The sequence below is a fragment of the Pseudomonas sp. AC242 genome, from assembly GCF_979258655.1.
Window position 1 is genome coordinate 1,213,561 of record NZ_OZ409873.1, and the last position, 22,502, is coordinate 1,236,062.

25 protein-coding genes and 1 tRNA gene are annotated in these 22,502 nt (G+C 58.0%); 20 read left to right on the forward strand and 6 right to left on the reverse strand.

Translation table 11 applies throughout. The features are described 5' to 3' along the window. The gene (gene mtnC, locus ACZZ0A_RS05540; protein ID WP_007914045.1) at positions 1–684 is read left to right on the forward strand and encodes an acireductone synthase; all 684 of its coding nucleotides are present in this window, start codon (positions 1–3) and stop codon (positions 682–684) included. A 190-nt stretch (positions 685–874) separates the two neighbouring features. Here the strand turns inward: mtnC and ACZZ0A_RS05545 are convergent, their stop codons facing one another. After that, positions 875–1,153 carry a DUF3509 domain-containing protein gene (locus ACZZ0A_RS05545; protein ID WP_008080936.1) on the reverse strand — a complete coding sequence of 93 codons (279 nt, stop codon included), beginning with the start codon at positions 1,151–1,153 and terminating at the stop codon, positions 875–877. Between the two features lie 390 nt (positions 1,154–1,543). Between ACZZ0A_RS05545 and ACZZ0A_RS05550 the strand changes: the two genes are divergently transcribed. The 10 genes from ACZZ0A_RS05550 to ACZZ0A_RS05595 all read left to right on the forward strand — a co-directional run bounded on the left by ACZZ0A_RS05550 (position 1,544) and on the right by ACZZ0A_RS05595 (position 10,738). Further along, positions 1,544–3,382 (forward strand): long-chain-acyl-CoA synthetase, encoded by a 1,839-nt coding sequence (locus ACZZ0A_RS05550; RefSeq protein ID WP_463542621.1) that lies wholly within the window; start codon positions 1,544–1,546, stop codon positions 3,380–3,382. Between the two features lie 96 nt (positions 3,383–3,478). Further along, the gene (locus ACZZ0A_RS05555) at positions 3,479–3,997 is read left to right on the forward strand and encodes an ankyrin repeat domain-containing protein (protein ID WP_123374706.1); all 519 of its coding nucleotides are present in this window, start codon (positions 3,479–3,481) and stop codon (positions 3,995–3,997) included. 164 nt (positions 3,998–4,161) lie between these two features. After that, the gene (locus ACZZ0A_RS05560; protein WP_007914051.1) at positions 4,162–4,692 is read left to right on the forward strand and encodes a hypothetical protein; all 531 of its coding nucleotides are present in this window, start codon (positions 4,162–4,164) and stop codon (positions 4,690–4,692) included. Between the two features lie 71 nt (positions 4,693–4,763). Beyond that, a complete protein-coding gene (locus tag ACZZ0A_RS05565; RefSeq protein ID WP_007914053.1) occupies positions 4,764–4,955 on the forward strand; it encodes a PLDc N-terminal domain-containing protein in 192 nt (63 codons plus the stop codon). 237 nt (positions 4,956–5,192) lie between these two features. Then, positions 5,193–6,068: a polyamine aminopropyltransferase gene (speE, locus tag ACZZ0A_RS05570; RefSeq protein ID WP_007914055.1), complete on the forward strand. Its 876-nt coding sequence runs from the start codon at positions 5,193–5,195 to the stop codon at positions 6,066–6,068. Positions 6,069–6,287: 219 nt separating this feature from the next. Next, positions 6,288–6,521, forward strand: coding sequence for a hypothetical protein (locus ACZZ0A_RS05575; RefSeq protein ID WP_007914057.1), 234 nt, complete (start codon positions 6,288–6,290; stop codon positions 6,519–6,521). A 209-nt stretch (positions 6,522–6,730) separates the two neighbouring features. After that, positions 6,731–7,078 (forward strand): ribonuclease E inhibitor RraB, encoded by a 348-nt coding sequence (locus tag ACZZ0A_RS05580; protein ID WP_007914059.1) that lies wholly within the window; start codon positions 6,731–6,733, stop codon positions 7,076–7,078. A gap of 487 nt (positions 7,079–7,565) precedes the next feature. Beyond that, a complete protein-coding gene (locus ACZZ0A_RS05585) occupies positions 7,566–8,975 on the forward strand; it encodes a circularly permuted type 2 ATP-grasp protein (protein ID WP_463542622.1) in 1,410 nt (469 codons plus the stop codon). A 12-nt stretch (positions 8,976–8,987) separates the two neighbouring features. Continuing rightward, positions 8,988–9,938 (forward strand): alpha-E domain-containing protein, encoded by a 951-nt coding sequence (locus ACZZ0A_RS05590; protein ID WP_007914063.1) that lies wholly within the window; start codon positions 8,988–8,990, stop codon positions 9,936–9,938. Further along, positions 9,935–10,738 (forward strand): transglutaminase family protein, encoded by an 804-nt coding sequence (locus ACZZ0A_RS05595; protein WP_007914065.1) that lies wholly within the window; start codon positions 9,935–9,937, stop codon positions 10,736–10,738. Before ACZZ0A_RS05590 ends, ACZZ0A_RS05595 begins: the two co-directional genes overlap by 4 nt. Positions 10,739–10,857: 119 nt before the next feature. On the opposite strand, the gene ACZZ0A_RS05600 is transcribed toward ACZZ0A_RS05595, so the two are convergent. Then, complete coding sequence (locus ACZZ0A_RS05600) at positions 10,858–11,679, reverse strand: c-type cytochrome (RefSeq protein ID WP_463544075.1); 822 nt, start codon at positions 11,677–11,679, stop codon at positions 10,858–10,860. A gap of 585 nt (positions 11,680–12,264) precedes the next feature. On the opposite strand from ACZZ0A_RS05600, the gene ACZZ0A_RS05605 reads away from it, so the two are divergent. The 3 genes from ACZZ0A_RS05605 (at position 12,265) to ACZZ0A_RS05615 (ending at position 16,455) form a co-directional block, all read left to right on the forward strand. Beyond that, positions 12,265–13,470: an acetyl-CoA C-acetyltransferase gene (locus ACZZ0A_RS05605; protein ID WP_007914069.1), complete on the forward strand. Its 1,206-nt coding sequence runs from the start codon at positions 12,265–12,267 to the stop codon at positions 13,468–13,470. 24 nt (positions 13,471–13,494) lie between these two features. Then, the gene (locus ACZZ0A_RS05610) at positions 13,495–15,639 is read left to right on the forward strand and encodes a 3-hydroxyacyl-CoA dehydrogenase NAD-binding domain-containing protein (protein WP_463542623.1); all 2,145 of its coding nucleotides are present in this window, start codon (positions 13,495–13,497) and stop codon (positions 15,637–15,639) included. A 93-nt stretch (positions 15,640–15,732) separates the two neighbouring features. After that, the gene (locus ACZZ0A_RS05615; RefSeq protein ID WP_463542624.1) at positions 15,733–16,455 is read left to right on the forward strand and encodes an amidotransferase; all 723 of its coding nucleotides are present in this window, start codon (positions 15,733–15,735) and stop codon (positions 16,453–16,455) included. Between the two features lie 108 nt (positions 16,456–16,563). On the opposite strand, the gene ACZZ0A_RS05620 is transcribed toward ACZZ0A_RS05615, so the two are convergent. The 3 genes from ACZZ0A_RS05620 to ACZZ0A_RS05630 form a co-directional block, all read right to left on the reverse strand. Next, positions 16,564–17,535 (reverse strand): magnesium and cobalt transport protein CorA, encoded by a 972-nt coding sequence (locus ACZZ0A_RS05620; RefSeq protein ID WP_007914072.1) that lies wholly within the window; start codon positions 17,533–17,535, stop codon positions 16,564–16,566. Positions 17,536–17,669: 134 nt separating this feature from the next. Next, positions 17,670–18,392, reverse strand: a complete 723-nt coding sequence (locus tag ACZZ0A_RS05625; RefSeq protein WP_007914073.1) for a lysophospholipid acyltransferase family protein — start codon at positions 18,390–18,392, stop codon at positions 17,670–17,672. A gap of 216 nt (positions 18,393–18,608) precedes the next feature. Then, positions 18,609–19,298 carry a crotonase/enoyl-CoA hydratase family protein gene (locus ACZZ0A_RS05630; RefSeq protein WP_007914074.1) on the reverse strand — a complete coding sequence of 230 codons (690 nt, stop codon included), beginning with the start codon at positions 19,296–19,298 and terminating at the stop codon, positions 18,609–18,611. Positions 19,299–19,593: 295 nt separating this feature from the next. On the opposite strand from ACZZ0A_RS05630, the gene ACZZ0A_RS05635 reads away from it, so the two are divergent. Together ACZZ0A_RS05635 and ACZZ0A_RS05640 are read left to right on the forward strand one after the other, a co-directional pair. Beyond that, a tRNA-Ser gene (locus tag ACZZ0A_RS05635) sits at positions 19,594–19,683 on the forward strand. Between the two features lie 142 nt (positions 19,684–19,825). Next, the gene (locus ACZZ0A_RS05640; protein WP_007914076.1) at positions 19,826–20,146 is read left to right on the forward strand and encodes a YbjQ family protein; all 321 of its coding nucleotides are present in this window, start codon (positions 19,826–19,828) and stop codon (positions 20,144–20,146) included. A gap of 60 nt (positions 20,147–20,206) precedes the next feature. Here ACZZ0A_RS05640 and ACZZ0A_RS05645 read toward each other — a convergent pair whose 3' ends face one another. Continuing rightward, positions 20,207–20,485: a hypothetical protein gene (locus tag ACZZ0A_RS05645; protein WP_007914077.1), complete on the reverse strand. Its 279-nt coding sequence runs from the start codon at positions 20,483–20,485 to the stop codon at positions 20,207–20,209. Positions 20,486–20,725: 240 nt separating this feature from the next. Here ACZZ0A_RS05645 and ACZZ0A_RS05650 point away from each other — a divergent pair, with 240 nt between their 5' ends. The 4 genes from ACZZ0A_RS05650 (at position 20,726) to ACZZ0A_RS05665 (ending at position 22,463) form a co-directional block, all read left to right on the forward strand. After that, on the forward strand, positions 20,726–20,914 hold the full coding sequence (locus ACZZ0A_RS05650) for a hypothetical protein (RefSeq protein ID WP_007914078.1): 189 nt from the start codon (positions 20,726–20,728) through the stop codon (positions 20,912–20,914). Between the two features lie 324 nt (positions 20,915–21,238). Further along, positions 21,239–21,610 (forward strand): glycine zipper domain-containing protein, encoded by a 372-nt coding sequence (locus ACZZ0A_RS05655; RefSeq protein WP_007914079.1) that lies wholly within the window; start codon positions 21,239–21,241, stop codon positions 21,608–21,610. A 137-nt stretch (positions 21,611–21,747) separates the two neighbouring features. Next, on the forward strand, positions 21,748–22,173 hold the full coding sequence (locus ACZZ0A_RS05660; protein WP_095124920.1) for a glycine zipper domain-containing protein: 426 nt from the start codon (positions 21,748–21,750) through the stop codon (positions 22,171–22,173). Between the two features lie 122 nt (positions 22,174–22,295). Further along, positions 22,296–22,463, forward strand: coding sequence for a hypothetical protein (locus ACZZ0A_RS05665; protein WP_007914082.1), 168 nt, complete (start codon positions 22,296–22,298; stop codon positions 22,461–22,463). Positions 22,464–22,502: the final 39 nt, after the last annotated feature.

Genomic DNA, 22,502 nt, shown 5'->3' on the forward strand with positions numbered 1-22,502 from the left:
ATGTCGATCAAAGCCATTGTCACTGACATCGAAGGCACCACCAGCGCAGTGAGTTTCGTGTTTGACGTGCTGTTTCCGTACGCGGCCAAGCATTTGCCGGAATTCGTGCGCCAGAACGCCGAACGCGCCGATGTTGCCGAGCAACTCGACGCCGTGCGCCGTGACAGCAATGCGCCGCAGGCCGATGTTGAACGGGTTGTTGAAATTCTCTTGAGCTGGATCGAGGAGGATCGCAAAGCCACGCCGCTCAAGGCTTTGCAAGGCATGGTCTGGGCCCAGGGTTATCACGCCGGGCAGTTGAAGGGGCATGTTTACCCGGATGCGGTTGACGCACTGCAACGCTGGCATGCGGCGGGCTATCAACTGTTTGTGTATTCGTCGGGTTCGATTCAGGCGCAGAAGCTGATTTTCGGCTGCTCGGAGGCGGGGGATTTGACGCCGCTGTTCAGTGGTTATTTCGACACGACGTCCGGGCCTAAGCGTGAGGCGCAGTCGTACACCAATATCCAGAAAGCCATTGGCGTCGAACCCGAAGAAATCCTGTTCCTCTCGGATATCGTCGAAGAGCTCGACGCCGCGCAAGCAGCCGGCCTGCAAACCTGCGGCCTCGCCCGTGAAGGCGGCGAGCTGGGCAGCCACTTCACCGTCGACACCTTCACCGGCATAGAACCCGAAGCTTTCTAACCCACACAATCCCTGTAGGAACTGCGGAACGCTGCGATCTTTTGATCCTGATCTTCAAAAACAAGATCAAAAGATCGCAGCGTTCCGCAGCTCCTACAAAGAGTTAGAGATCGCAGTAAAGATCGCGCACAAAAAAACAGGCCGTGAAGCGAAAGCTCCACGGCCTGTCTTGTTTAAAGCGCTTTAAAAATTACAGCGAATGATAGGTCGGCAGGGCAAAACGCTGCTGGCTCTGCAGCATGGCAATTTGCGGCAGCTCACTGGCTTGTTCCGCCAGGTCACGACGAATGGCACTGATCGCCCACGACAGTTGGTCACCGGCATGCAGTTGCTGGTAAGTCAGTGCACGTTTAAACACTTTGCCGTCGCTGCTGCGCAGGGTCAGCAGGATCCCGCCATCGGGACGTGGCGCAGTGGTGACGTCGAAGTTGGAGAACAGGGAGGTAAATTTTTCTTGGATCAGGCTCATGTCTTTCAGCTCCGTATGCACTTGAATGGCAAGCATGCAGAGGAGGTTGCAGCGATTGTGCCAGCATTTGAAAATAATAAATTCCTTGTAAATCAATGAGTTAAAAAATATGAAAATTCCAGGCGTCGTGCAAACTGCATGAATGGCCATCGTGCATCCTGCATTTTGCGGGATCGTTGTCGAAACAACGGAACCAATCGCTTACCCGATGATCACCGCAGCCGTCGGCCGATCAGCAGATACAAAACATTGCAAAAACCGCGTGTACAGCGCGAGAAGCGCTGACGTATTTTCGATCTCGACCCGCGCTCGAATGTGCCGGTTGCTGCAAGCCAAAGCCCGAAAAATAAAAACATCGACCTGCACGCCAAGGTCGGACGGGGAGCATCCATGAGTCACGCGCCAAGCGACACGATTACCTGGGGCATGATGCTCCGCAAATTGCCGATGATCGCCAAGGCCATCCCACGGGTGGTCAAAGGCATGAAGGTGGCCAACGTCACGGATCCGACCCAAAGCTGTGGCCTTGGCTGGACGTTCGAGCAAGCGACGCTGCGCAACCCCGAGGGGCCGGCGTTATTGCAGGGCGATGTGCGGCTGAGCTATGCGCAGGTCAACCAGTGGGCCAACCGCATCGCTCACTATCTGAACGGGCAAGGCATCGGCAAGGGCGACGTGGTCGCGGTGTTCATCGAAAACCGCCCGGAACTGCTGGTAACCATTCTGGCGCTGGCCAAGGTCGGTGCGGTCAGCGCGCTGCTCAATACCTCACAGACTCGCGACACACTGATCCACAGTGTGAATCTGGTGGCACCGGTGGCGATCGTCGTTGGCGATGAACTGGTTCCAGCTTATGCGGCCATTCGCGATCAAGTGACGATCGCCGCGCCTCGTACCTGGTTCGTGGCAGATCAAGACACTTACAGCCATCCGGGCATTGCGCCCGAGGGCTACGTCAACCTGATCAGCGCCAGTGCCGATGCCTCCAGCGAGAATCCACCGAGCAGCCAGCAGATCTTCTTTGACGACCCGTGTTTCTACATTTACACCTCGGGCACGACCGGCCTGCCCAAGGCTGGGGTGTTCAAGCATGGGCGCTGGATGCGCAGCTCCGCCAGTTTCGGCATGATCGCCCTCAACATGGGCCCCGACGACGTCGTCTATTGCACCTTGCCGCTGTACCACGCCACCGGTCTCTGCGTGTGCTGGGGCTCGGCGGTCAATGGCGCCTCGGGTTTCGCGATCCGCCGCAAGTTCAGCGCCAGTCAGTTCTGGAACGACGTACGCCGCTACCGCGCGACCACCATTGGCTACGTCGGCGAATTGTGCCGTTATCTGGTCGATCAACCGGCCAGCGCCGATGACAGTCGTCACGATGTGCGCAAGATGATCGGCAACGGCTTGCGCCCGGGTGCCTGGGCTGAGTTCAAAACGCGTTTCGGCGTCGCTCACATCTGTGAGCTGTACGCGGCGAGCGACGGCAACATCGGGTTCACCAACATTCTCAACTTCGACAACACCATCGGTTTCTCGCTGATGGCCTGGGAGTTGGTCGCCTACGACCATGAAAGCGGCGAGCCGCTGCGCAGCGCCGACGGTTTCATGCGCAAGGTTGGCAAGGGCGAGCAGGGCTTGCTGCTGGCGCGGATCGACGAAAAGGCGCCGCTGGACGGTTACACCGATCCGCAAAAAACCGCCAAGGTTGTCCTTCACGACGTGTTTAGCAAAGGCGATCGGTTTTTCAACACTGGCGATTTGTTGCGCAACATCGGTTTCGGCCACGCACAATTTGTTGATCGGCTCGGTGATACCTACCGCTGGAAGGGCGAAAACGTTTCGACCACTGAAGTCGAAAACCTTCTGCTGCAACACCCGCAGATTTCCGAGGCGGTGGCCTATGGCGTGGAGATCCGCAACACCAACGGCCGCGCCGGCATGGCGGCGATCACGCCGGCGGAATCCCTCGCGACCCTGGATTTCGCCGAGTTGCTGACCTTTGCCCGGGAGCGCATGCCGGCCTACGCCGTACCGTTGTTTCTGCGAGTGAAGGTAAAAATGGAAACCACCGGCACGTTCAAATACCAGAAAACCCGATTGAAAAATGAAGGCTTCGACCCCGGCCAGGCGGGCGATGACCCGATTTACGCTTGGCTGCCTGGCACGCAGACTTACGTTCGAGTTACCCATGAGGTATTGGCGGAAATTCATCAGGGCAAGCATCGTTATTGAATCTGGCTATGGCGCGACTTGAGAAAAAGGGGGTGACAGCCAGCGCCTCGCTCGGGAAACTGTCGACTTTCCGATAGACCGAAAGTGGAGTTGCCCATGTCCGACCAAAGCCGCCAGATGACCCCTGAAGAAGCTGCCGAATTCACCGAGCAGGTTTTCAACAAGGCGCGCGACGGTGATGCCGAGATGCTTGATCGCCTGGTCACGGCCGGTTTGCCGGTCAACCTGAAGAACAGCAAGGGCGACACGTTGTTGATGTTGGCCAGCTATTACGGCCATGTCGATGCAGTGCAAGTGCTGCTTAAACACAAGGCCGATCCGGAAATGCGCAATGGCAACGGCCAGAGCCCGATTGCCGGTGCGGCGTTCAAGGGCGATCTGGCGGTGGTCAAGGCGTTGGTCGAGGCGGGCGCCGAGATCGAAGGCTCGTCGTTTGATGGTCGTACGGCGCTGATGATGGCGGCGATGTTCAATCGTGTGGAAATCGTTGATTACCTGATCAGCAAAGGCGCAAATCCGCAAGCCAAGGATGCCAATGGCGTCACGGCGCTGGATGCGGCCCGCACGATGGGCGCGGTTGATACCACCGCGCAGCTGGAAAAACTGTTGGGTTGATTAGATCAAAAGATCGCAGCCTGCGGCAGCTCCTACGATGATGCGTTCGCCGTCTGTTTCGCGGACGATGCTGAGTCGGTAGGGAACTGCCGAAGGCTGCGATCTTTTGCTTTGTGCGCTATCCTCCGCGCCCTCAAATTTCACCTTCCACAGGATCCGCCCTCATGAAAGCCGCACTCGTCGAACTCATCAGCAAAATCAGCTCCGGCTGCATGGGCGAGGACGAGATCCTGAAAGTGGCCGATGAAGCCGCGCAAGCCTACGCCGATGCCGGTGCTTTTCTGACCGCCAACCCGGACATCAACTATGACGACACCTTCCCGATCCCGTTGGGTGAGTGGGTCGTCGTCGGCAGCCTGCCGGAAACCGTGCTGTTCCAGGCTGACACCTACGTTGACCTGTTCGCGCAGATCGTCGCCTCGTTCGGTCCGGGTGTGGATTTCAACCTCAAGCCCAAGCAACTGGCCAAGACCGAAGCGCTGGTCGCACTCAACCGCATCCAGGTGCAGATGAGCAGCATGAACAAGGAAAACGGCGGCTACACGCTGATGAACTTCAGCCAGTTGCTCGACGACGAACTGCAAATGGTGCTGGTCTTCGGCAACGACGTGCCACGGGTGCTAGAACTGTGCGCCGAAGTCGGCATCGCCGCCGCGCCATCGCTCGAAGCGTTGAAGATCGCCGTTCACGTCTGAGTGCAATAAAAAGGAACCCTGCGCGCGACCGTCTATCCTAAAAGTGCATGCCACTATTCTGGAGCGACACCATGGGTTCCACGTTCAACGGTCTGATTGGCCTGATCATCCTTGCCCTCGACATCTGGGCCATCATCAACGTGTTGAAAAGCGGCGCGACCACCGGGATGAAAATCGTCTGGGTGCTGCTGATCATCCTCCTGCCGGTACTGGGCCTGATCATCTGGGCAATCGCCGGACCACGCGGCAACGTGCGGATCTAGCCACAAACTTCGTGAGCATCCCAAAACCTGTGGGAGCTGGCTTGCCAGCGATAGGATCACTGCGGTGTCACTGATGAACCGAGTTGACCCTATCGCTGGCAAGCCAGCTCCCACAAGGATTGTGGTGGGCCGATGAAGTGAGGTTCGACCTGTCATCTTCGGCAACGTAGAATGCGCGCCTTTCCCGGGCAATCGTCCCCACGATTGACGCCCGCGCATTCATCGGAGCACTTGACCATGACCGTTACCCAAACCAGCGAGTACCTGGAAACCCTCTACGAAGGCTACGGCCAGCGTTTTCGCATGGAAAAACTGCTGCACGAAGTGCGCACCGAACACCAGCACCTGGTGATTTTCCAGAACCCGCGCATGGGCCGGGTCATGGCGCTGGACGGCGTGATCCAGACCACCGAAGCCGACGAATTCATCTACCACGAAATGCTCACTCACGTGCCGATCCTCGCCCACGGTAGCGCCAAGCGTGTGCTGATCATCGGCGGCGGTGACGGCGGTATGCTGCGCGAAGTGACCAAGCACGCCGGTGTCGAGCACATCACCATGGTCGAGATCGATGGCACCGTGGTCGACATGTGCAAAGAGTTCCTGCCGAACCACTCCAGCGGCGCCTACGACGATCCACGTCTGAACCTGGTGATCGACGACGGCATGCGTTTCGTCGCCACCACCACGGAAAAATTCGACGTGATCATCTCCGACTCCACCGATCCGATCGGCCCGGGTGAAGTGCTGTTCTCGGAAAACTTCTATCAGGCCTGCCATCGTTGCCTGAACGAGGGCGGCATCCTCGTGACCCAGAACGGCACGCCGTTCATGCAGATCGACGAAGTGAAAACCACCGCCGGTCGCCTGAACAGTCTGTTCCCGGACTGGCACTTCTACCAAGCGGCCGTACCGACCTACATCGGTGGCTCGATGACTTTCGCCTGGGGCTCGACCAACCCGGCTTACCGCAAGCTGAGCCGTGAAACCCTGCAACAGCGCTTCATTGGCAGCGGTATCGTCACCCGCTACTACAACCCGGAAATCCACATCGGCGCGTTTGCCTTGCCGCAGTACGTGCTGCAGGCGATCAACAAGCCAAGCAACGACTGAATAATCGCTGCAAGTCTTGTAGGAGTGAGCCTGCTCGCGATTACGGTTTGTCTACCAACATCAGCGTTGGATGAGAAATCGCTATCGCGAGCAGGCTCACTCCTACAGTAAATGTCGTTTTTTTCATCTTTGTCCGCTGTAATCCTTTTGAACCAACTTTCGGCGCATACAGTCGAGATAGGTGTAAGCCCATTTGCGGGTTTGATCGAGGAGGCACCGATGCAAAAGTGGAAAGTCACTTTCGTGGACGATCATGGTGAAATTGTCGATGAGGTGTTCGAGCGCGCGGAATGCCCCAGTGACGATGAGGCCGCTCGATTGATCAAAGCACGGCTTCTGCCCGTCGCCGCCGAACTGGACCTGAACGATCTGGAAGGGCGTACCGCCGATGCTGGCGTGAAAAGTCTGAAAACCCAGAACAGCATTGAAATCCGCAGCATCACTCCCATCTGACATTCTTCCTGTCACCTTTCACACCAGGCCTTGGCAGCAGCTCTAACTTGGGGCTACTCTGCAAGCGAGATCAGCGAACGGATCGCTAAGGTCTGGTCTTGTCAGCTACATGCTTGTTCCCGCGTGCAACCACGTTGCCGTAGTACTTTGGCCAAAGGCCCGGGGCGGGAATACGGAAAGTCTATCCATCTATGCGAGGGGGACGATTCATGAGCACAGCCTATCAAGAAGACATCAGCAGCAATGTTCTGCGCCGCATGAAAGAAGGCGGTTTCGATTTTTCCCGATTCCATCCCATCGAGTTCTACGCCATTTTCCCGGACGAGGAGCGGGCGCGCAGGGCGGCAGGCAAATTTCGCGGTGAATCCATCAATGCCCAGGTCAGCGTGCGTGATGACGGTGCGTGGGCGCTGGAATTAAGCAAAGTGATGTATGCGACGTATGACGATATTGGCGACTTCGAGCAGGGATTCTCTGCCGTGGTTGAACCTCTGGGCGGCATTATCGAAGGCTGGGGTGTGAAACAGGAGGTGCGCAACCGCCACCGTTTGAACTGATCTCTGGTTTCATTTGTTGAACAACGGCTGACCTTCGGGTTGGCCGTTGTCATTTCCGGCGTAAGCGAAATGCTCTGGCAAAACCCTGAAACAAGAAACCGAGGCAAAAAAAAGCCACCGGAGAGGGTGGCTAAAAGGGAAGACCGATAAGGAGAGGAAACCGGTCAGGGTTACAGCGGGGCGGGCTGCCGAGGCAAGCCCAATCAGTTGAGCTGGGCGCTTCGTGACGTTGTAGTCGGCGAAGTTTTGCAGCGAATGCGCGGATTATCCGCAGGCAGCGCCGGGCAGTGAAATCAACTCTGACTATGCTGGTGATAGGCGATGCAGTGCGTCGCAATGAAGCGGGGGCAATCCGGTTGGGGCATTTGCCGCACAGGAATGGTGCGGTGCCTGCGGCGTGTATTTCCAACCGATTGAAATCAAAGCGTTTATGCCGATGGCACGGGCCTTGCGAAGGCCTGTATGTCCGGGTGACAAGGAGTACGGCATGATCCGCACCTATTTTGATGAGATGTACGATGCCGGCGGCCAGGTTCGCCCGCATTATCGGGAGTTCGCCCGCTGGCTGGCCGATACGCCAGACGAACTGCTGGCCCAGCGGCGACGCGAGGCCGATCTGCTGTTCCATCGCGCCGGCATCACCTTCACGCTCTATGGCGACGAGCAGGGCACTGAGCGACTGATTCCTTTCGACACCATCCCGCGCAGCATCCCTGCCAGTGAGTGGCGGATCGTCGAGCGTGGCTGCATCCAGCGGGTCAAGGCGTTGAACATGTTCCTCGCCGACCTCTATCACGAGCAGCGCATTATCAAGGCCGGGATCATTCCCGCCGAACAGGTGCTGGCCAACGAGCAATACCAGTTGGCGATGCAAGGCCTGGATCTGCACCGCGATATCTATTCGCACATCTCCGGCGTCGATCTGGTGCGCGACGGCGACGGCACCTATTACGTGCTCGAAGACAACCTGCGTACGCCGAGCGGCGTCAGCTACATGCTCGAAGACCGCAAGATGATGATGCGCCTGTTCCCGGAGCTGTTCGCCGCCCAGCGCATCGCACCGATCGATCATTACCCGAACCTGTTGCTCGACACCCTTAAAAGCTCCAGCCCGATTGATGACCCAAGCGTGGTGGTGCTGACGCCGGGGCGCTTCAACAGCGCGTTCTTCGAGCACGCGTTTCTCGCGCGGGAAATGGGCGTTGAACTGGTCGAGGGTGCGGACCTGTTTGTGCGTGACGACAAGGTCTTCATGCGCACCACCGACGGCCCGAAAGCGGTGGACGTGATTTATCGCCGCCTCGACGACGCGTTCCTCGATCCGCTGGCGTTCAATCCCGACTCGATGCTCGGCGTGCCGGGGCTGCTGTCGTCCTATCGCTCTGGCAACGTGGTGCTGGCCAACGCCATCGGCACCGGTGTGGCGGACGACAAATCGGTATACCCGTTTGTCACCGACATGATCCGTTTCTACCTCGATGAAGAGCCGATCCTGAAGAACGTGCCGACCTGGCAGTGCCGCAACCCGTCTGAACTTTCCCATGTGCTGGCCAATCTTCCAGATCTGGTGGTCAAGGAAACTCAGGGGTCCGGCGGGTACGGGATGTTGGTGGGGCCGGCATCGACGAAAGCGGAAATCGATGCCTTCCGCGAACGCATCAAGGCCAAGCCCCATGCGTACATCGCGCAACCGACGCTGTCGCTGTCGACCTGTCCGACCTTTGTCGAAAACGGCGTTGCGCCGCGCCATATCGACTTGCGCCCGTTTGTCTTGTCCGGGCGCGAAACCCGCGTGGTGCCCGGTGGTTTGACCCGTGTGGCACTGCGTGAAGGCTCCCTGGTGGTGAATTCCTCCCAGGGCGGCGGTACCAAGGACACCTGGGTGGTCGAGGATTGAAGGAAGCTTGCCATGTTAAGTAGAACTGCCTCGGATCTGTATTGGATGTCGCGTTACCTGGAGCGGGCGGAAAACCTCGCACGGATGCTCGACATCAGTTATTCGCTGTCGCTGATGCCGCAGGACGGTCGCGGTGATGGTCTGCACGAATTGGCCATGCCGCTGCTGATTACCGGCACCCTCGACGATTACCTGGAGCGTCACGGCGCGTTGCATGCCGAACGGCTGCTGCACTTCTTCGCCCTCGATGCGGCCAATCCGGCGAGCATCTACAGTTGCCTCGGTGCAGCGCGAGCCAGTGCACACGCGGTTCGCGGACGCATCACGGCGGACATGTGGGAGAACATCAATGCGACGTGGCTGGAGATTCGCGGAATCGCCGAACAGGGTCTCAGTCGCTATGGCATGAGCCGTTTCTGCGAGTGGATCAAGGAACGTTCGCACCTGTTCCGTGGTGCGTCGTACGGCACAATCATGCGCAACGATGCGTTTCGTTTTATTCGTCTCGGGACGTTTATCGAGCGTGCGGACAACACCTTGCGACTGCTCGATGCCCGTTACGAAATGGCTGGCGATCAGGCCGAAGCGGTCAGCGACGGCACGGCCCACGCCTATTACCAGTGGAGTGCCTTGCTGCGTGCCTTGTCGTCATTCGAGGCCTACACCGAAATCTACCGTGATGCGCCGGGCGCCAGACATGTCGCCGAGTTGCTGCTGTTGCGTGCCGACGTACCGCGTTCACTGCGTGCCTGCACCGAAGAGATCGATCAGATCCTCGCGCAACTGCCCGGCGCCAATGGCCGTCCGGCTCAACGTCTGGCGGCAGAGATGGATGCGCGCCTGCGCTACACCGGCATCAACGAAATTCTCGAGGAAGGCCTGCACGCCTGGCTGACCGAATTCATCCCGCTGGTGCGCCAGTTGGGTAACGCCATTCACAGTTCCTACCTGGAGGCTGCATGAGACTTTCCATTAGCCACGAGACCACCTATCACTACGAAGATCAGGTGCGGGCGAGCATCCAGTACCTGCGACTGACCCCCCACGACAGCGAGCGTCAGCACGTGTTGAGCTGGCAACTCGATCTGCCGCGCCCGGTGCGCGCGCAGCTCGATCCGTTCGGCAATATTCTGCACGTGCTGACCATGGACGAGCCGCACGAAGCGATCATCATCGGCGCGCGCGGGCAGGTCGATATCGATGAGCTGCGTGAGGCGGAGCATGAGAGCCAGTCGGCGTTGCCGTTTCTGCGTTTTACCCGATTGACCGAGGCGGACGAGGCCTTGCGCGCGTTTGCCGAAAAGTCCTGCAAGCAACGGCGCGATCGCACGGCGCTGATTGATTTGATGCACGGTTTGAATCAGCACATGACCTACACGCCCGGTTCGACCGAAGTAGACACCAGCGCGGCGGAAGCTTTCGCCGGGCGTGCCGGGGTTTGTCAGGATCACGCTCACGCATTTTTGGCCTGCGCGCGCAGTCTCGGGATTCCGTCGCGTTATGTGTCGGGGTATCTGTACAGCGAGGATTGCGAGCATCTGGCCAGCCATGCCTGGGCGGAAGCATGGCTGGATGACGCCTGGTACAGCTTTGACGTGACCAATGAGCTGGCGCGGCCGGAACGGCATTTGAAGCTGGCGGTGGGTCTGGATTATCTGGATGCCTGCCCGGTGCGCGGCATGCGCCGTGGCGGTGGGTGTGAGCAGATGCATGCGAAGGTGTTCGTCTCGCCAACGCCGATCATCTCCGTCCAGCAACAGTAACGGGCTCACACAAAACCCTTGTAGGAGTGAGCCTGCTCGCGATAGCGGTCTGACAGTTGAATTATCAGTGTCTGACACTCCGCTATCGCGAGCAGGCTCACTCCTACAAGGAAATGTGCTCAGGGCTTAACTTTGCGTCCGGCCATGTGCTGGAGATACCCCACAAGCATTTCCAAATCCCCCTCCGGCAAAACCTCTACCGAAAACCCCGGCATCTTCGCCTGCGGCCACTGCCGCAGACTCTGCGGATCGCGAATGTAACGCTTCAAGAAATCCACGCCGAAATACTCGGTCGGGTTATACGGAATGTTCAGGTCCGGCCCGAATTGCGCGTCCCCCGCGCCGTTTAACCGGTGACACGCCAGACAGTTCTTCTGAAACAGCGCAAACCCCAGATTCACCGGGTCATTCGCCTTCAACGCAGGATCCGGTAGCAGGGCCGGGAAGCGTTCGGCCACGGGTGCCATGCGCTTGATGCTCGCGACCTGGAATGGCCATTGCTCCGGGCTGATATTGCCGGCCTGCGGATCGGTCCAGACCAGATAGAACGGCCCGGCGCTGTGCTTGCCCTCAGACAGCGCTGGCCAGGGCTGAGCCGGATCCTCAATGGCCAGCCAGGCCCGTGCGCCATTTGTATTGAGCAGCGGCGCTGCAGCCAGCTCGGCGGCAAAGCCGTCCAGTGCCACCGCTTGCAGGTTATCTTGCGGTTTGATCCCGGTCAGCAGCGCAGCCACGGGCACGGCGCGATAGGTCATGTCCTTCTTGTAGGACACATCGTTTTTGATGGTGAGGGTTTGTACCTGAGGATGCTTGAGCAATGCCTCGGTCTGCCAGGTGCGGCTGCTTGCGCCCAGTTGCAGATCCAACTGTGCGGCAGACAAGGGCATGCTCAGCAGCATGGCCCCGAACACAATAAGGGCTTTCAAATGATCGCCATCCATGTCGTGGGAGTGCGCCAAGGTTGGCACAGCCACGCTGGCCCGGGTAGCGGGCCAGTCACATTTTCAGTGGCGATAAACAGCACCTGCCGCTCGATTCAGCCGATGACCTTGGTCAGATTCGGCAAAATCAACAACAGCGTCGTGGCGAAAAGAATGAGCCCTGCTTGACGAACTTTCGGTTGCTTGAACATGGCTTGACCGCCTTTATTGTTATTTCCTGATGCTTGCCTGCATATCCATGACGGCAAGCGCTGCACTTCCTGTTGAAGAACGTCTGCCTCGGCAAAACCCGACGACCATGACGTACATGTTCTACATTAGGGGCCACGTCACGCTTGGCTTAGATCCATTTCATATGGAGCGCTTGCCATGTGCGATAAAAAAGGCATGAGGCTTATTGCCAGCTTCTTTGCCGCCCGCTGGCTAGACAACTCGCCGACCTGAACCGGTTCACCTGACAGTTAATGACCGTCCGTCTGAGCGTGTGGGTCAAGCGCATTGAGCACTGTGGTCATTGAATCCATGGCCGCTCGGGCCAAGAGTGGGGACACAAGCAATCACTCCCCGCACAGGTTCGAGGACGTCATGACCCAAGCTTTGATATTCGATGCGTTACGCACGCCCCGTGGCAGAGGCAAGGCCGATGGCGCCTTGCACAGCGTCAAACCGGTGAATCTGGTTGCCGGTCTGCTGACCGCGCTGCAAGAACGCACCTCGCTCGATACCAGTCAGGTCGATGACGTGGTGCTCGGCTGCGTCACGCCGATTGGCGATCAAGGCTCGGACATTGCCAAAACCGCTGTGCAAGTGGCCGATTGGGATGTCAGCGTTGCCGGTGTGCAGATCAACCGCTTTTGCGCCTCGGGCCTGGAAGCGGTCAACCTCGGCGCGATGAAAGTACGCTCGGGTTTCGAAGATCTGGTGGTGGTCGGCGGTGTCGAGTCGATGTCGCGGGTGCCGATGGGCAGCGACGGCGGCGCCTGGGCGCTCGATCCGCAGACTAATCTGCACAGTCATTTCACTCCGCAAGGCGTCGGTGCCGACCTGATCGCTACGCTTGAGGGTTTCAGTCGTCACGACGTCGATGCCTACGCGCTGCACTCGCAGCAGAAAGCCGCACGGGCGCGGGCTGACGGTTCGTTCAACAAGTCGTTGGTGTCGGTGCAGGATCAGAACGGCATCATACTACTCGACCACGATGAGTTCATCCGCGCTGAATCGACCCTTGAAGGCTTGGGCAAGCTCAAGCCGAGTTTTGAAATGATCGGCCAGATGGGTTTCGACGCCACGGCGTTGCGGGTCTACAGCCATGTCGAACGAATCAATCATGTACATACACCGGGCAACAGCTCCGGGATCGTCGACGGTGCTGCACTGATGCTGATCGGCTCCGAAGCCAAAGGCCGGGCGCTGGGGTTGCAACCCCGGGCGCGCATTGTCGCCACGGCGGTCACCAGCACTGATCCGACCATCATGCTCACCGGCCCGGCACCGGCGACGCGCAAGGCACTGGCCAAGGCCGGGTTGCGCGTTGAAGACATCGACCTGTTCGAGGTCAACGAGGCGTTTGCCTCGGTGGTGCTGAAGTTCATCAAGGACATGGCCGTCGACCCGGACAAGGTCAACGTCAACGGCGGCTCGATCGCCATGGGTCATCCGCTGGGCGCCACCGGTTGCGCGATCCTCGGAACGCTGCTCGATGAACTGGAAGCGCGGCGCCTGCGCTATGGCCTGGCGACGCTGTGCGTCGGTGGCGGCATGGGCATTGCCACCATCATCGAACGCCTCTGAGCCCCGAATTCAAGGAACCTTGTTATGAGCGAAGCCATCCGTTACGAAAAAGGCCAGGACGCCATCGTCGTGCTGACCATCGACATGCCGGGCCAGAGCGCCAATACCATGAACGCCGTGTACCGTGAGGCCATGGCCGCCTGCGTTGCACGCTTGGTGACTGAAAAAGACCAGATTGCCGGGGTCATCATCACCTCGGCGAAGAAAACCTTCTTTGCCGGCGGTGACCTCAACGAACTGATCAAGGTCGGCAAGCCTGAAGCCAAAGCCTTCTATGACATGGTGCTGACCCTCAAAGCGCAGTTGCGCACCCTGGAAACCCTCGGCAAACCGGTGGTCGCGGCGATCAACGGTGCGGCGCTGGGCGGTGGTTGGGAAATCTGCCTTGCCTGTCATCACCGCGTGGCTTTGGAGGATGCATCGGTGCAACTCGGTCTGCCGGAAGTAACCCTCGGCCTGTTGCCGGGCGGCGGCGGGGTAGTGCGCATGGTGCGCATGCTCGGCATCGAGAAAGCGCTGCCTTATTTGCTTGAAGGCAAGAAGGTGCGGCCGCAACAGGCATTGCAGGCGGGGCTGATCGATGAACTCGCAGCGGATCGCGATGAGTTGCTGGCCAAAGCACGAGCCTGGATCGTGGCCAACCCGACAGCGGTGCAGCGATGGGACGTGAAGGGTTATCAGATTCCGGGCGGCACGCCGTCGAACCCGAAAGTCGCGCAGATGCTGGCAATTGCACCGTCGATTTTGCGCAGCAAGACTCAAGGGACGATGCCGGCGCCGGAAAAGATCCTCTGCGCGGCGGTGGAGGGCGCTCAAGTCGATTTTGATACCGCGCACTTGATCGAAACCCGTTACTTCACCGAACTGACCACCGGGCAGATTTCGAAAAACCTGATCGGCACGTTCTGGTTTCAACTCAATGAGATCAACGCCGGTGGTTCGCGGCCGCAGGGCTTTGCGCCTTACAAGACGCAGAAGCTCGGCGTGCTTGGCGCAGGAATGATGGGCGCGGGTATTGCGTTTGTCAGTGCTTCGGCGGGTATTGAAGTGGTGCTCAAGGACGTCAATCTGGTTGCTGCCGAAAAAGGTAAAGCACACTCTGCCGCGTTGCTGGACAAGAAAGTCTCTCGCGGACAGATGGATGCTTCAAAGCGTGATGAGGTGTTGGCGCGGATCAAGCCGTCCGAAAATGATGCCGACCTCGCGGGTTGCGATCTGATCATCGAAGCGGTGTTCGAAGACCGCGACCTCAAGGCCAGGGTCTCTGCTGCAGCCCAGCGAGTTGTTGGCGCCGAAGCGGTCATCGCCTCCAACACGTCGACGTTGCCGATCACCGGTCTGGCGGCTGCCGTACCGGATCAAAGCAAATTCATCGGCCTGCACTTCTTCAGTCCGGTGGAAAAAATGCCGCTGGTGGAAATCATCAAGGGCGCGCAGACCAGCGATGAAACCCTCGCGCGCGGTTTCGATTTCGTTGTGCAAATCAAGAAAACCCCGATCGTCGTCAACGACAGTCGCGGCTTCTTCACTTCGCGGGTGTTCGGCACCTTCACCAACGAAGGTATTGCCATGGTCGGCGAGGGCGTGAGTGCGCCGATGATCGAGACCGAAGCGCGCAAAGCCGGGATGCCGGTCGGACCTCTGGCGATCTCTGACGAAGTTTCCCTCAGCCTGATGAGCCATATCCGTCAGCAAACAGCCAAGGACCTACAGGCAGAAGGGAAACCGCTGATTGAGCACCCGGCCTTTGCCGTGATTGACTTGCTGCTCAACGAATACAAGCGTCCGGGCAAAGCGGCGGGTGGCGGTTTTTACGATTACCCAAGCGGTGCGCAGAAACATTTGTGGCCCGAACTGAAGACGCGATTCGAGAAAACCGACGGGCAGATTTCGCCCAAGGATGTGCGTGATCGGCTGCTATTTGTACAAGCCATTGAAACCGTGCGCTGTGTGGAAGAGGGCGTGCTGACCTCGACAGCGGATGCCAACGTCGGCTCGATTTTCGGTATCGGGTTTGCGCCGTGGACCGGCGGTGCGTTGCAGTTCATCAACCAGTACGGCGTGAAAGATTTCGTCGCTCGCGCGCAGTATCTGGCTGAGCAATATGGCGAGCGGTTTGCGCCGCCTGCGTTGCTGTTGGATAAAGCAGCGAAAGGTGAAATGTTCTAAGGGCAGCGAGCATTCCGGGGCTTGCCTTGCCAAGGTGTTTCAGGGCAGGCTCTGGGGGTGTTCATTATTCCCATCACGTGTCAGGTATTTTTTATGTCGCTACGCATCTGCATTCTGGAAACCGACATCCTGCGTCCGGAGCTGGTCGATCAATATCAGGGTTACGGGCAGATGTTTCAGCGCCTGTTCTCGCAGCAACCGATTGCCGCCGAGTTCACCGTCTACAACGTGATGCAGGGCCAATACCCAAGCGACGACCAGACGTTCGACGCGTATCTGGTCACCGGCAGCAAGGCCGATTCGTTCGGCACTGATCCGTGGATCCAGACCCTCAAGGAATACCTGCTGACGCGTTACGAGCGCGGCGACAAACTGCTCGGCGTGTGCTTCGGCCATCAACTGCTGGCGCTGCTGCTCGGCGGCAAGAGTGAGCGCGCCACGCAAGGTTGGGGTGTCGGCACCCATAACTACAAACTCGCGGCCAAGGCGCCGTGGATGAGCCCGGTGCGTGAGGAACTGACACTGCTGATCAGTCACCAGGATCAGGTCACAGCGCTGCCGGAAAACGCCACGGTGATTGCTTCCAGCGATTTTTGCCCGTTTGCGGCTTACCACATCAACGATCAGGTGTTGTGCTTCCAGGGCCACCCGGAATTCATCCACGATTACTCGCGTGCGCTGCTGGATCTGCGTCAGGAAGCGTTGGGTTCGCAGATCTACAGCAAAGGCGTAGCCAGTCTGGAGCAGGAACACCATGGCGCTACGGTTGCGGAATGGATGATGCGGTTTGTCGCGCACAAGCCAGAAACTGTCTAAGGCCAAAAGCTTCGCGAGCAGGCTCGCTCCCGCATTGATCGGTGGCGCACCGAAAATCTGATGTGGGAGCGAGCCTGCTCGCGAATGTTCCAGACAACTCGGTCCGCTCTACAACCACCCGGACTTCTTGAAGCTCGCCCACAAACTCACGCATCCCACCGTAATAAACCCCAGCACACCGAAGTAGCCATAGTGCCAACTCAGTTCCGGCATGTTCTGGAAGTTCATCCCGTAAATCCCCGCCACTGCCGTCGGAAACGCCAGAATCGCCGCCCAGGCAGCAAACTTGCGCTGCACCACGCTTTGCCTTGAAGCCTCGAGCAACACACCGATCTCGATGGTCTGGCTAGCGATATCGGCCAGTGTGCTCAGGTCTTCCATCTGCCGGGTTACGTGGATCTGCACATCGCGGAAGTACGGGCGCATGTTCTTGTCGATAAACGGGAAGCTCAGCTTCTGCAGTTCCTCGCCAATTTCCACCATCGGCGCCGCGTACCGGCGCAGGCGCACGACATCGCGGCGCAAGCCATGCAGCTTCTGGATGTCACGCTCGTTCAACGCGCTACACAACACGTTGCGTTCCAGTTCATCGATTTCGGCATGAATGGCTTCGCCCACCGGTTGGTAGTTCTCGATGACGAAATCGAGCAGCGCATACAGTACGAAATCTTCCCCGTGTTCCAGCAAGAGCGGGCGTGCCTCACAACGTTGGCGGACATGGGCGTAGGACGCCGAGTGACCGTTACGTGCCGTGATGATGTAGCCCTTGCCGGCAAAGATGTGCGTTTCGATGAACTGCAGAACGCCGTGTTCGCGGATGGGCGAGTAGGTGACGATAAACAAAGCGTCGCCAAAGGTTTCCAGCTTCGGCCGACTGTGTTTTTCCAGGGCGTCTTCAATGGCCAGTTCGTGCAGGTTGAACTGACGTTGCAGATTGGACAGCTCCTGAGCGTCCGGCTCTTCCAGACCGATCCAGACAAAGTGACCGGTTTTCGCGGCCCAGGCGGCGCCTTCGTCGAGGGTAATATTGGTGACTTTCTTGCCTGCGCTGTATACCGCAGCAGCAACAACTCGACCCATGGTGGTGATTCACTTCTTCTTGGCAGGTGGCAGGGAATACAAGGCTTCAGCTTAGCCGTGTCGCTGCTTGAGAGTCAGTGAAATCTGTACAGTTCACCGGGCAAAAGAAAACCCGCACAGGGCGGGTTGTCTTCTTAGGCGGCTTGCAGTTGCCGGTCCATCGATTCAATGCACTCGCGCATCTGCTCGCGGCACTGATGGATGAGCATGGGCATGTCATCCATGGTCAGTCCGGCTGTAGGAATCGCCGGCAGCGAGCGTATGAGGATTTTCCCGCTGCGCCAGCGATTCAGGCGCATGTGCTTGATGTAGCTGCTGACGCAAACCGGAACGATCGGCACACCGGCGGCAATCGCCATCTGGAACGCGCCTTTTTTGAAGGGCAGCAATTCTTCGCCGAGGTTGCGCGTGCCTTCCGGGAACACCCAGATCGAGGTGTCTTCGTTCTGCAAGGTATTGGTAGTGGTGAGCATCGACTGGCGCGCCTTGTGCGCATTGCCACGGTCGATCAACACATTGCCGGCCAACCAGAACAATTGCCCGAACAACGGAACCCACTTGAGGCTCTTCTTGCCAATGCACACGGTTCGACGCGGCACTACGTTGCCGAACACGAACAAGTCATAGTTGGACTGATGGTTGGCGATGATCACGCAGCTGTCAGGTTTGTTCATCAATCCACTGACATCGGACTTCACCCGTAAACGCAAAATACACATTGCCGGCAGCGCGTAGAGGCGGGCGCACAGTCGGCTGTTGTCCGGATTGAACGGGCGGCAGATCCCGAGAATCACTCCGAGCACGCCGGCCAGAATAAAGTGCAGGCCCATCAATAACATACGAAACACGAACAGCATTTTCAGGCCCCACCGGGACAAAAGGTGGCGCAGTGTACGGATGTGCACTGTTTTCGGCAATTGCCACTATAGAGTCCGGAGATAGCCGATGTTTAAGCGCATGTTTCCGAATGGAGGGTCAGACCTGTCCTAGAGCGGCCGCAGACTTTTAAACCAGGCGTGCAAGAAAAAGCCCGACACGACGGTCGGGCTGTTCTTGAAGAGATAAACGGGTGGTTAACCCAGGTGTTCCTGATCCTGGATGATCGCGTTATCCAGGGTTTCCAGCAGCGCCTTGCGTACTTTCAACTTGGTATTCTTGTGCGCGAGCATGTTGATCTTCTTCAACTGACGCGCAGCGGCGAGGGCGGCAGCTTGCAGCTCCTCGGCGGCAACCACCTTGTCGAGGAAACCGGCATCTACAGCGCTTTGCGGATCGAACATCTCGCCGTTGATCACCGAGCGGTGGAACGCCGAGCGACGCAGACGATCACGCGCCAGTTCGATACCGGCGTGGTGCATGGTCATACCGATCTGCACTTCGTTCAGACCGATGCTGAACGGTCCGTCGACACCGATACGGTAATCGGCAGACAACAGAATGAAAGCGCCCTTTGCCACGGCATGACCCGGGCAAGCGACGATCACCGGAAACGGGTGGGAGAGCAGGCGACGCGCCAACGTCGACCCCGCAGTTACCAGTGCCACCGCCTCTTTAGGGCCGGCAGTCATCACTTTCAGGTCATAGCCGCCGGACAGAATCCCCGGCTGACCGGTAATGATCACGATGGCACGATCAGTTACCGCCTGATCCAGCGCCGCGTTGAATGCCGCAATCACGTCCGGAGAAATGGCATTGACCTTGCCGTTGCTCAAAGTCAGGGTCGCGATACCGTCTTCGAGGTGGTAGGAAATCAACTCACTCATGACGCTATTCCTTGTAAGAAAGATGGGCAGACGTTACCCACCGCCGCAGGCCAGGTAAAGCGCCGTGACTGACCCGCCAGTCACCGTTTCCCGGCCCGTCCAGCGTGGCGAGGCGTTCTGCTTCTATATAGAAGGGCCGCGCCCACCGAAGATTGGCCGGTTTGCCATGGGCTGCCAGCGGGCAAAACGACTTTTTCTCTTAACCGCATGAAAATTCTGAAAAAAAGTTTGCCATCGCAAAAGCTTTCGACTACATTAGCGCGCCTCGACAGACAGAACATGTTTGAAGAGATACGGTGAAGTGTCCGAGTGGCTTAAGGAGCACGCCTGGAAAGTGTGTATACAGGAAACTGTATCGAGAGTTCGAATCTCTCCTTCACCGCCATATTCAGTACACAAAACCCCTGATTTCGAAAGAAGTCAGGGGTTTTGTGGTTTCTGGCGTCTGGATTTTATTGGCAGCGGCGTGAAGTCCGCTTTGAGCCATTACAATCGCGAATTTATTCCTCCGTATAGGGACGACATCCATGATCATTTCCACCACTCATACCATTGAAGGTCGGCAAATCACGGCATACCTGGACATTGTCAGTGCCGAGTCGGTGCAGGGCGTCAATGTGATTCGTGACATGTTCGCCGGTATGCGCGATTTTTTCGGCGGACGTTCGCAGACGCTAGAGCGGGCTTTGAAGGAGGCGCGTGTTCAGGCCACCGAAGAAATCAGGGAGAGGGCGCGTGCTTTGCAGGCGGATGCAGTGGTCGGGGTGGACTTCGAGATCAGCATGCCTGGCGGGAAGGGCGGGATGGTTGTGGTGTTTGCGACGGGGACGGCGGTGAAATTGCGCTGAATGTCGATTGCTGGTCATGTGAGCCCATCCAGATAATGGATGGGCTCTTTTTCTACGCCATCAGCCCTGTGGCTTGAGGATTACGGTGCCTCTCGAGTCGTAGGTCAGTGGTGTGTCGATGGCGACAAGAGTAGGCGTGTCCGAAGGTTGGCTCGGTTGCGCTGGCTCGCTTGGATGGTAAATGACACCAGGCTGCAGAATCGGCTTGTCCGGATACTTGATGGTGATTTCACCGGAAGCGATCTTGTCCTTGAGCAGTTCACCCCCGGCTTTGCCGGCAGCGATTTGTTCGTCCGTGAGCTTTACGACGGGTAGATTCGGGAATCCGTTGATTTGCATGTTCTCTCCTTGAGATTCATTTGTATGAAAAAGGGCAACGGCCTGTCGGCAGAATTCTTTAGCAAAGCAAGACCAGCGGTTCGTGGTCGAGTTTAATTTTTTTGAGGCCACTCGTCGGGCGCCAGCTAATCTGAATCACAAGTCCAAGAGTGACCAACTAGTCTCAAAAGCATTGGAGGTCGATATTTTTCAGGCAAAACGGGTTTTGCCGGTGTCGATCTGTTGCGAAGGGGCGAAGATATGACTGATCCGTATATCGAAGACGATGGCTCTGAATTTTCCTTCAACAACTGCGTACGGTGCGGCCAGACTGAGTATCAGTCTGGATTTGGCGAAGATCCAGTGCAGATCGGCAAGATCAAATCCACGGCACCCAAGGGACCGAAGGCGAAATTTCTCCCCAAGGTCACCACGCGAGCCAGAAAATAATCTTTGTCTGAATAACCCCGTCATCGATCGGGGTTTTTTTATGACTGTGCGTGTGAAGAAATTTCTTACATTCGATGGCGGCAAAAATCAATTTGCTTTCACAAACTTTTCACGTCTGCCGCAGTAGGGTGAAGCCATCCGTTAGAAAGCAAGTCTCCAGCCCGTCTCCCCAGCGGGCTTTTTTTTGCCTGTCATAAAACCTTTTGCAGAATCGCTGTCCAATCGGCGCCATGTGCGCGAAGCCTCTGATTTCGTCTGGACTTTTGCGCGGCGACGGCATTAAATCCCGGCCCTTTTTGTCATCCCTATTTTGAGGTTTACGTCATGCGTTTAACACTGCCCGCTCTGGTTCTGGGGCTTCTGGTTGCTCAAGGTGCAATGGCTGCCGGTGATGGCACTGCGGCGCTGGGCGGTGGTTTGGGTGGCGCGCTGGGTAATGTCGTCGGCCAGAAAATGGGCGGCAGCACTGGCGCGGCCATTGGTGCTGGCGTAGCAGGCGCGGCGGGCAGCGCAGTGGCGGCGCGCAAGGGTAGCCGGACCAAAGCGGCGATTGGCGGCGGTGTTGGCGCAGCCGGTGGTTCGGTGATCGGCAACAGCCTGGGCGGCAAGACCGGCGCGACCATTGGTGCAGGCTTGGGTGGCGCAGCTGGCGGCGCAGTGGGCAGCAACTTGTCCAAAGGACACAAGCGTCACTGAGACTGATCGTTTGTCAGAAAAAGCCCGGCTCAATGTCGGGCTTTTTCATGGCTGAACGTTTTCCCGGTTTGCGTCTCCAATCTCACATAGGCCCATGTCTGGGCGGACTGTCCCGCTTCGGGAACTGTGAGGTTCATATGCGCTTGTCATTATCTGCACTGTTTTTCGGTTTGCTGGTAGCACAAGGGGCGATGGCCGCTGGTGATGGCACCGCCGCTGTGGGTGGTGGCCTGGGCGGCGCGCTCGGCAATGTGGTCGGTGGACAACTCGGTGGCAGTACTGGCGCAGCGGTAGGTGCAGGCGTTGGCGGCGCGGCCGGCAGTGCCGTCGGGGCGAACAAACGCAATCGAACCGAAGCCGCCATTGGCGGTGGTCTCGGCGCGGCGGGCGGCTCGGTCGTCGGCAACAGCCTCGGCGGCTCGACCGGTTCGACCATTGGCGCTGGGTTGGGCGGCGCGGCCGGTGGTGCGGTCGGCAATAACCTCGGTGACGATGGCGGATCTCATTCGGGTGGTGGCCACAAGCACAAGAACAAGAACAAACATAAAAACCGCCATCATTGATGGATGGTTAAACGGAAACCCGGCATTTTGCCGGGTTTTTTGTATTTGCTCGTCAGACTTCGGAACGATTGGCTGTGGGGCTTTTCGAACGTTATACACGCCACGAGATGATGAGGTTTGCCATGACTCCCGAAACTGAGGGCAAGGAAGAGAAAGGTTCGAGTGGATTGCCGTTTATCAATGATCCGGGGAATGAAGATCCGGGCTCACTGATGGATGATGCGACGGTGCCGCTGAATGATTCGGATGAGGCGGATATGGAGTATGAAGAGGATGAGGATGAGCAATAAGCTGTCTTGAGAGTCGAGCATGGCAGCGCACTGAATTTA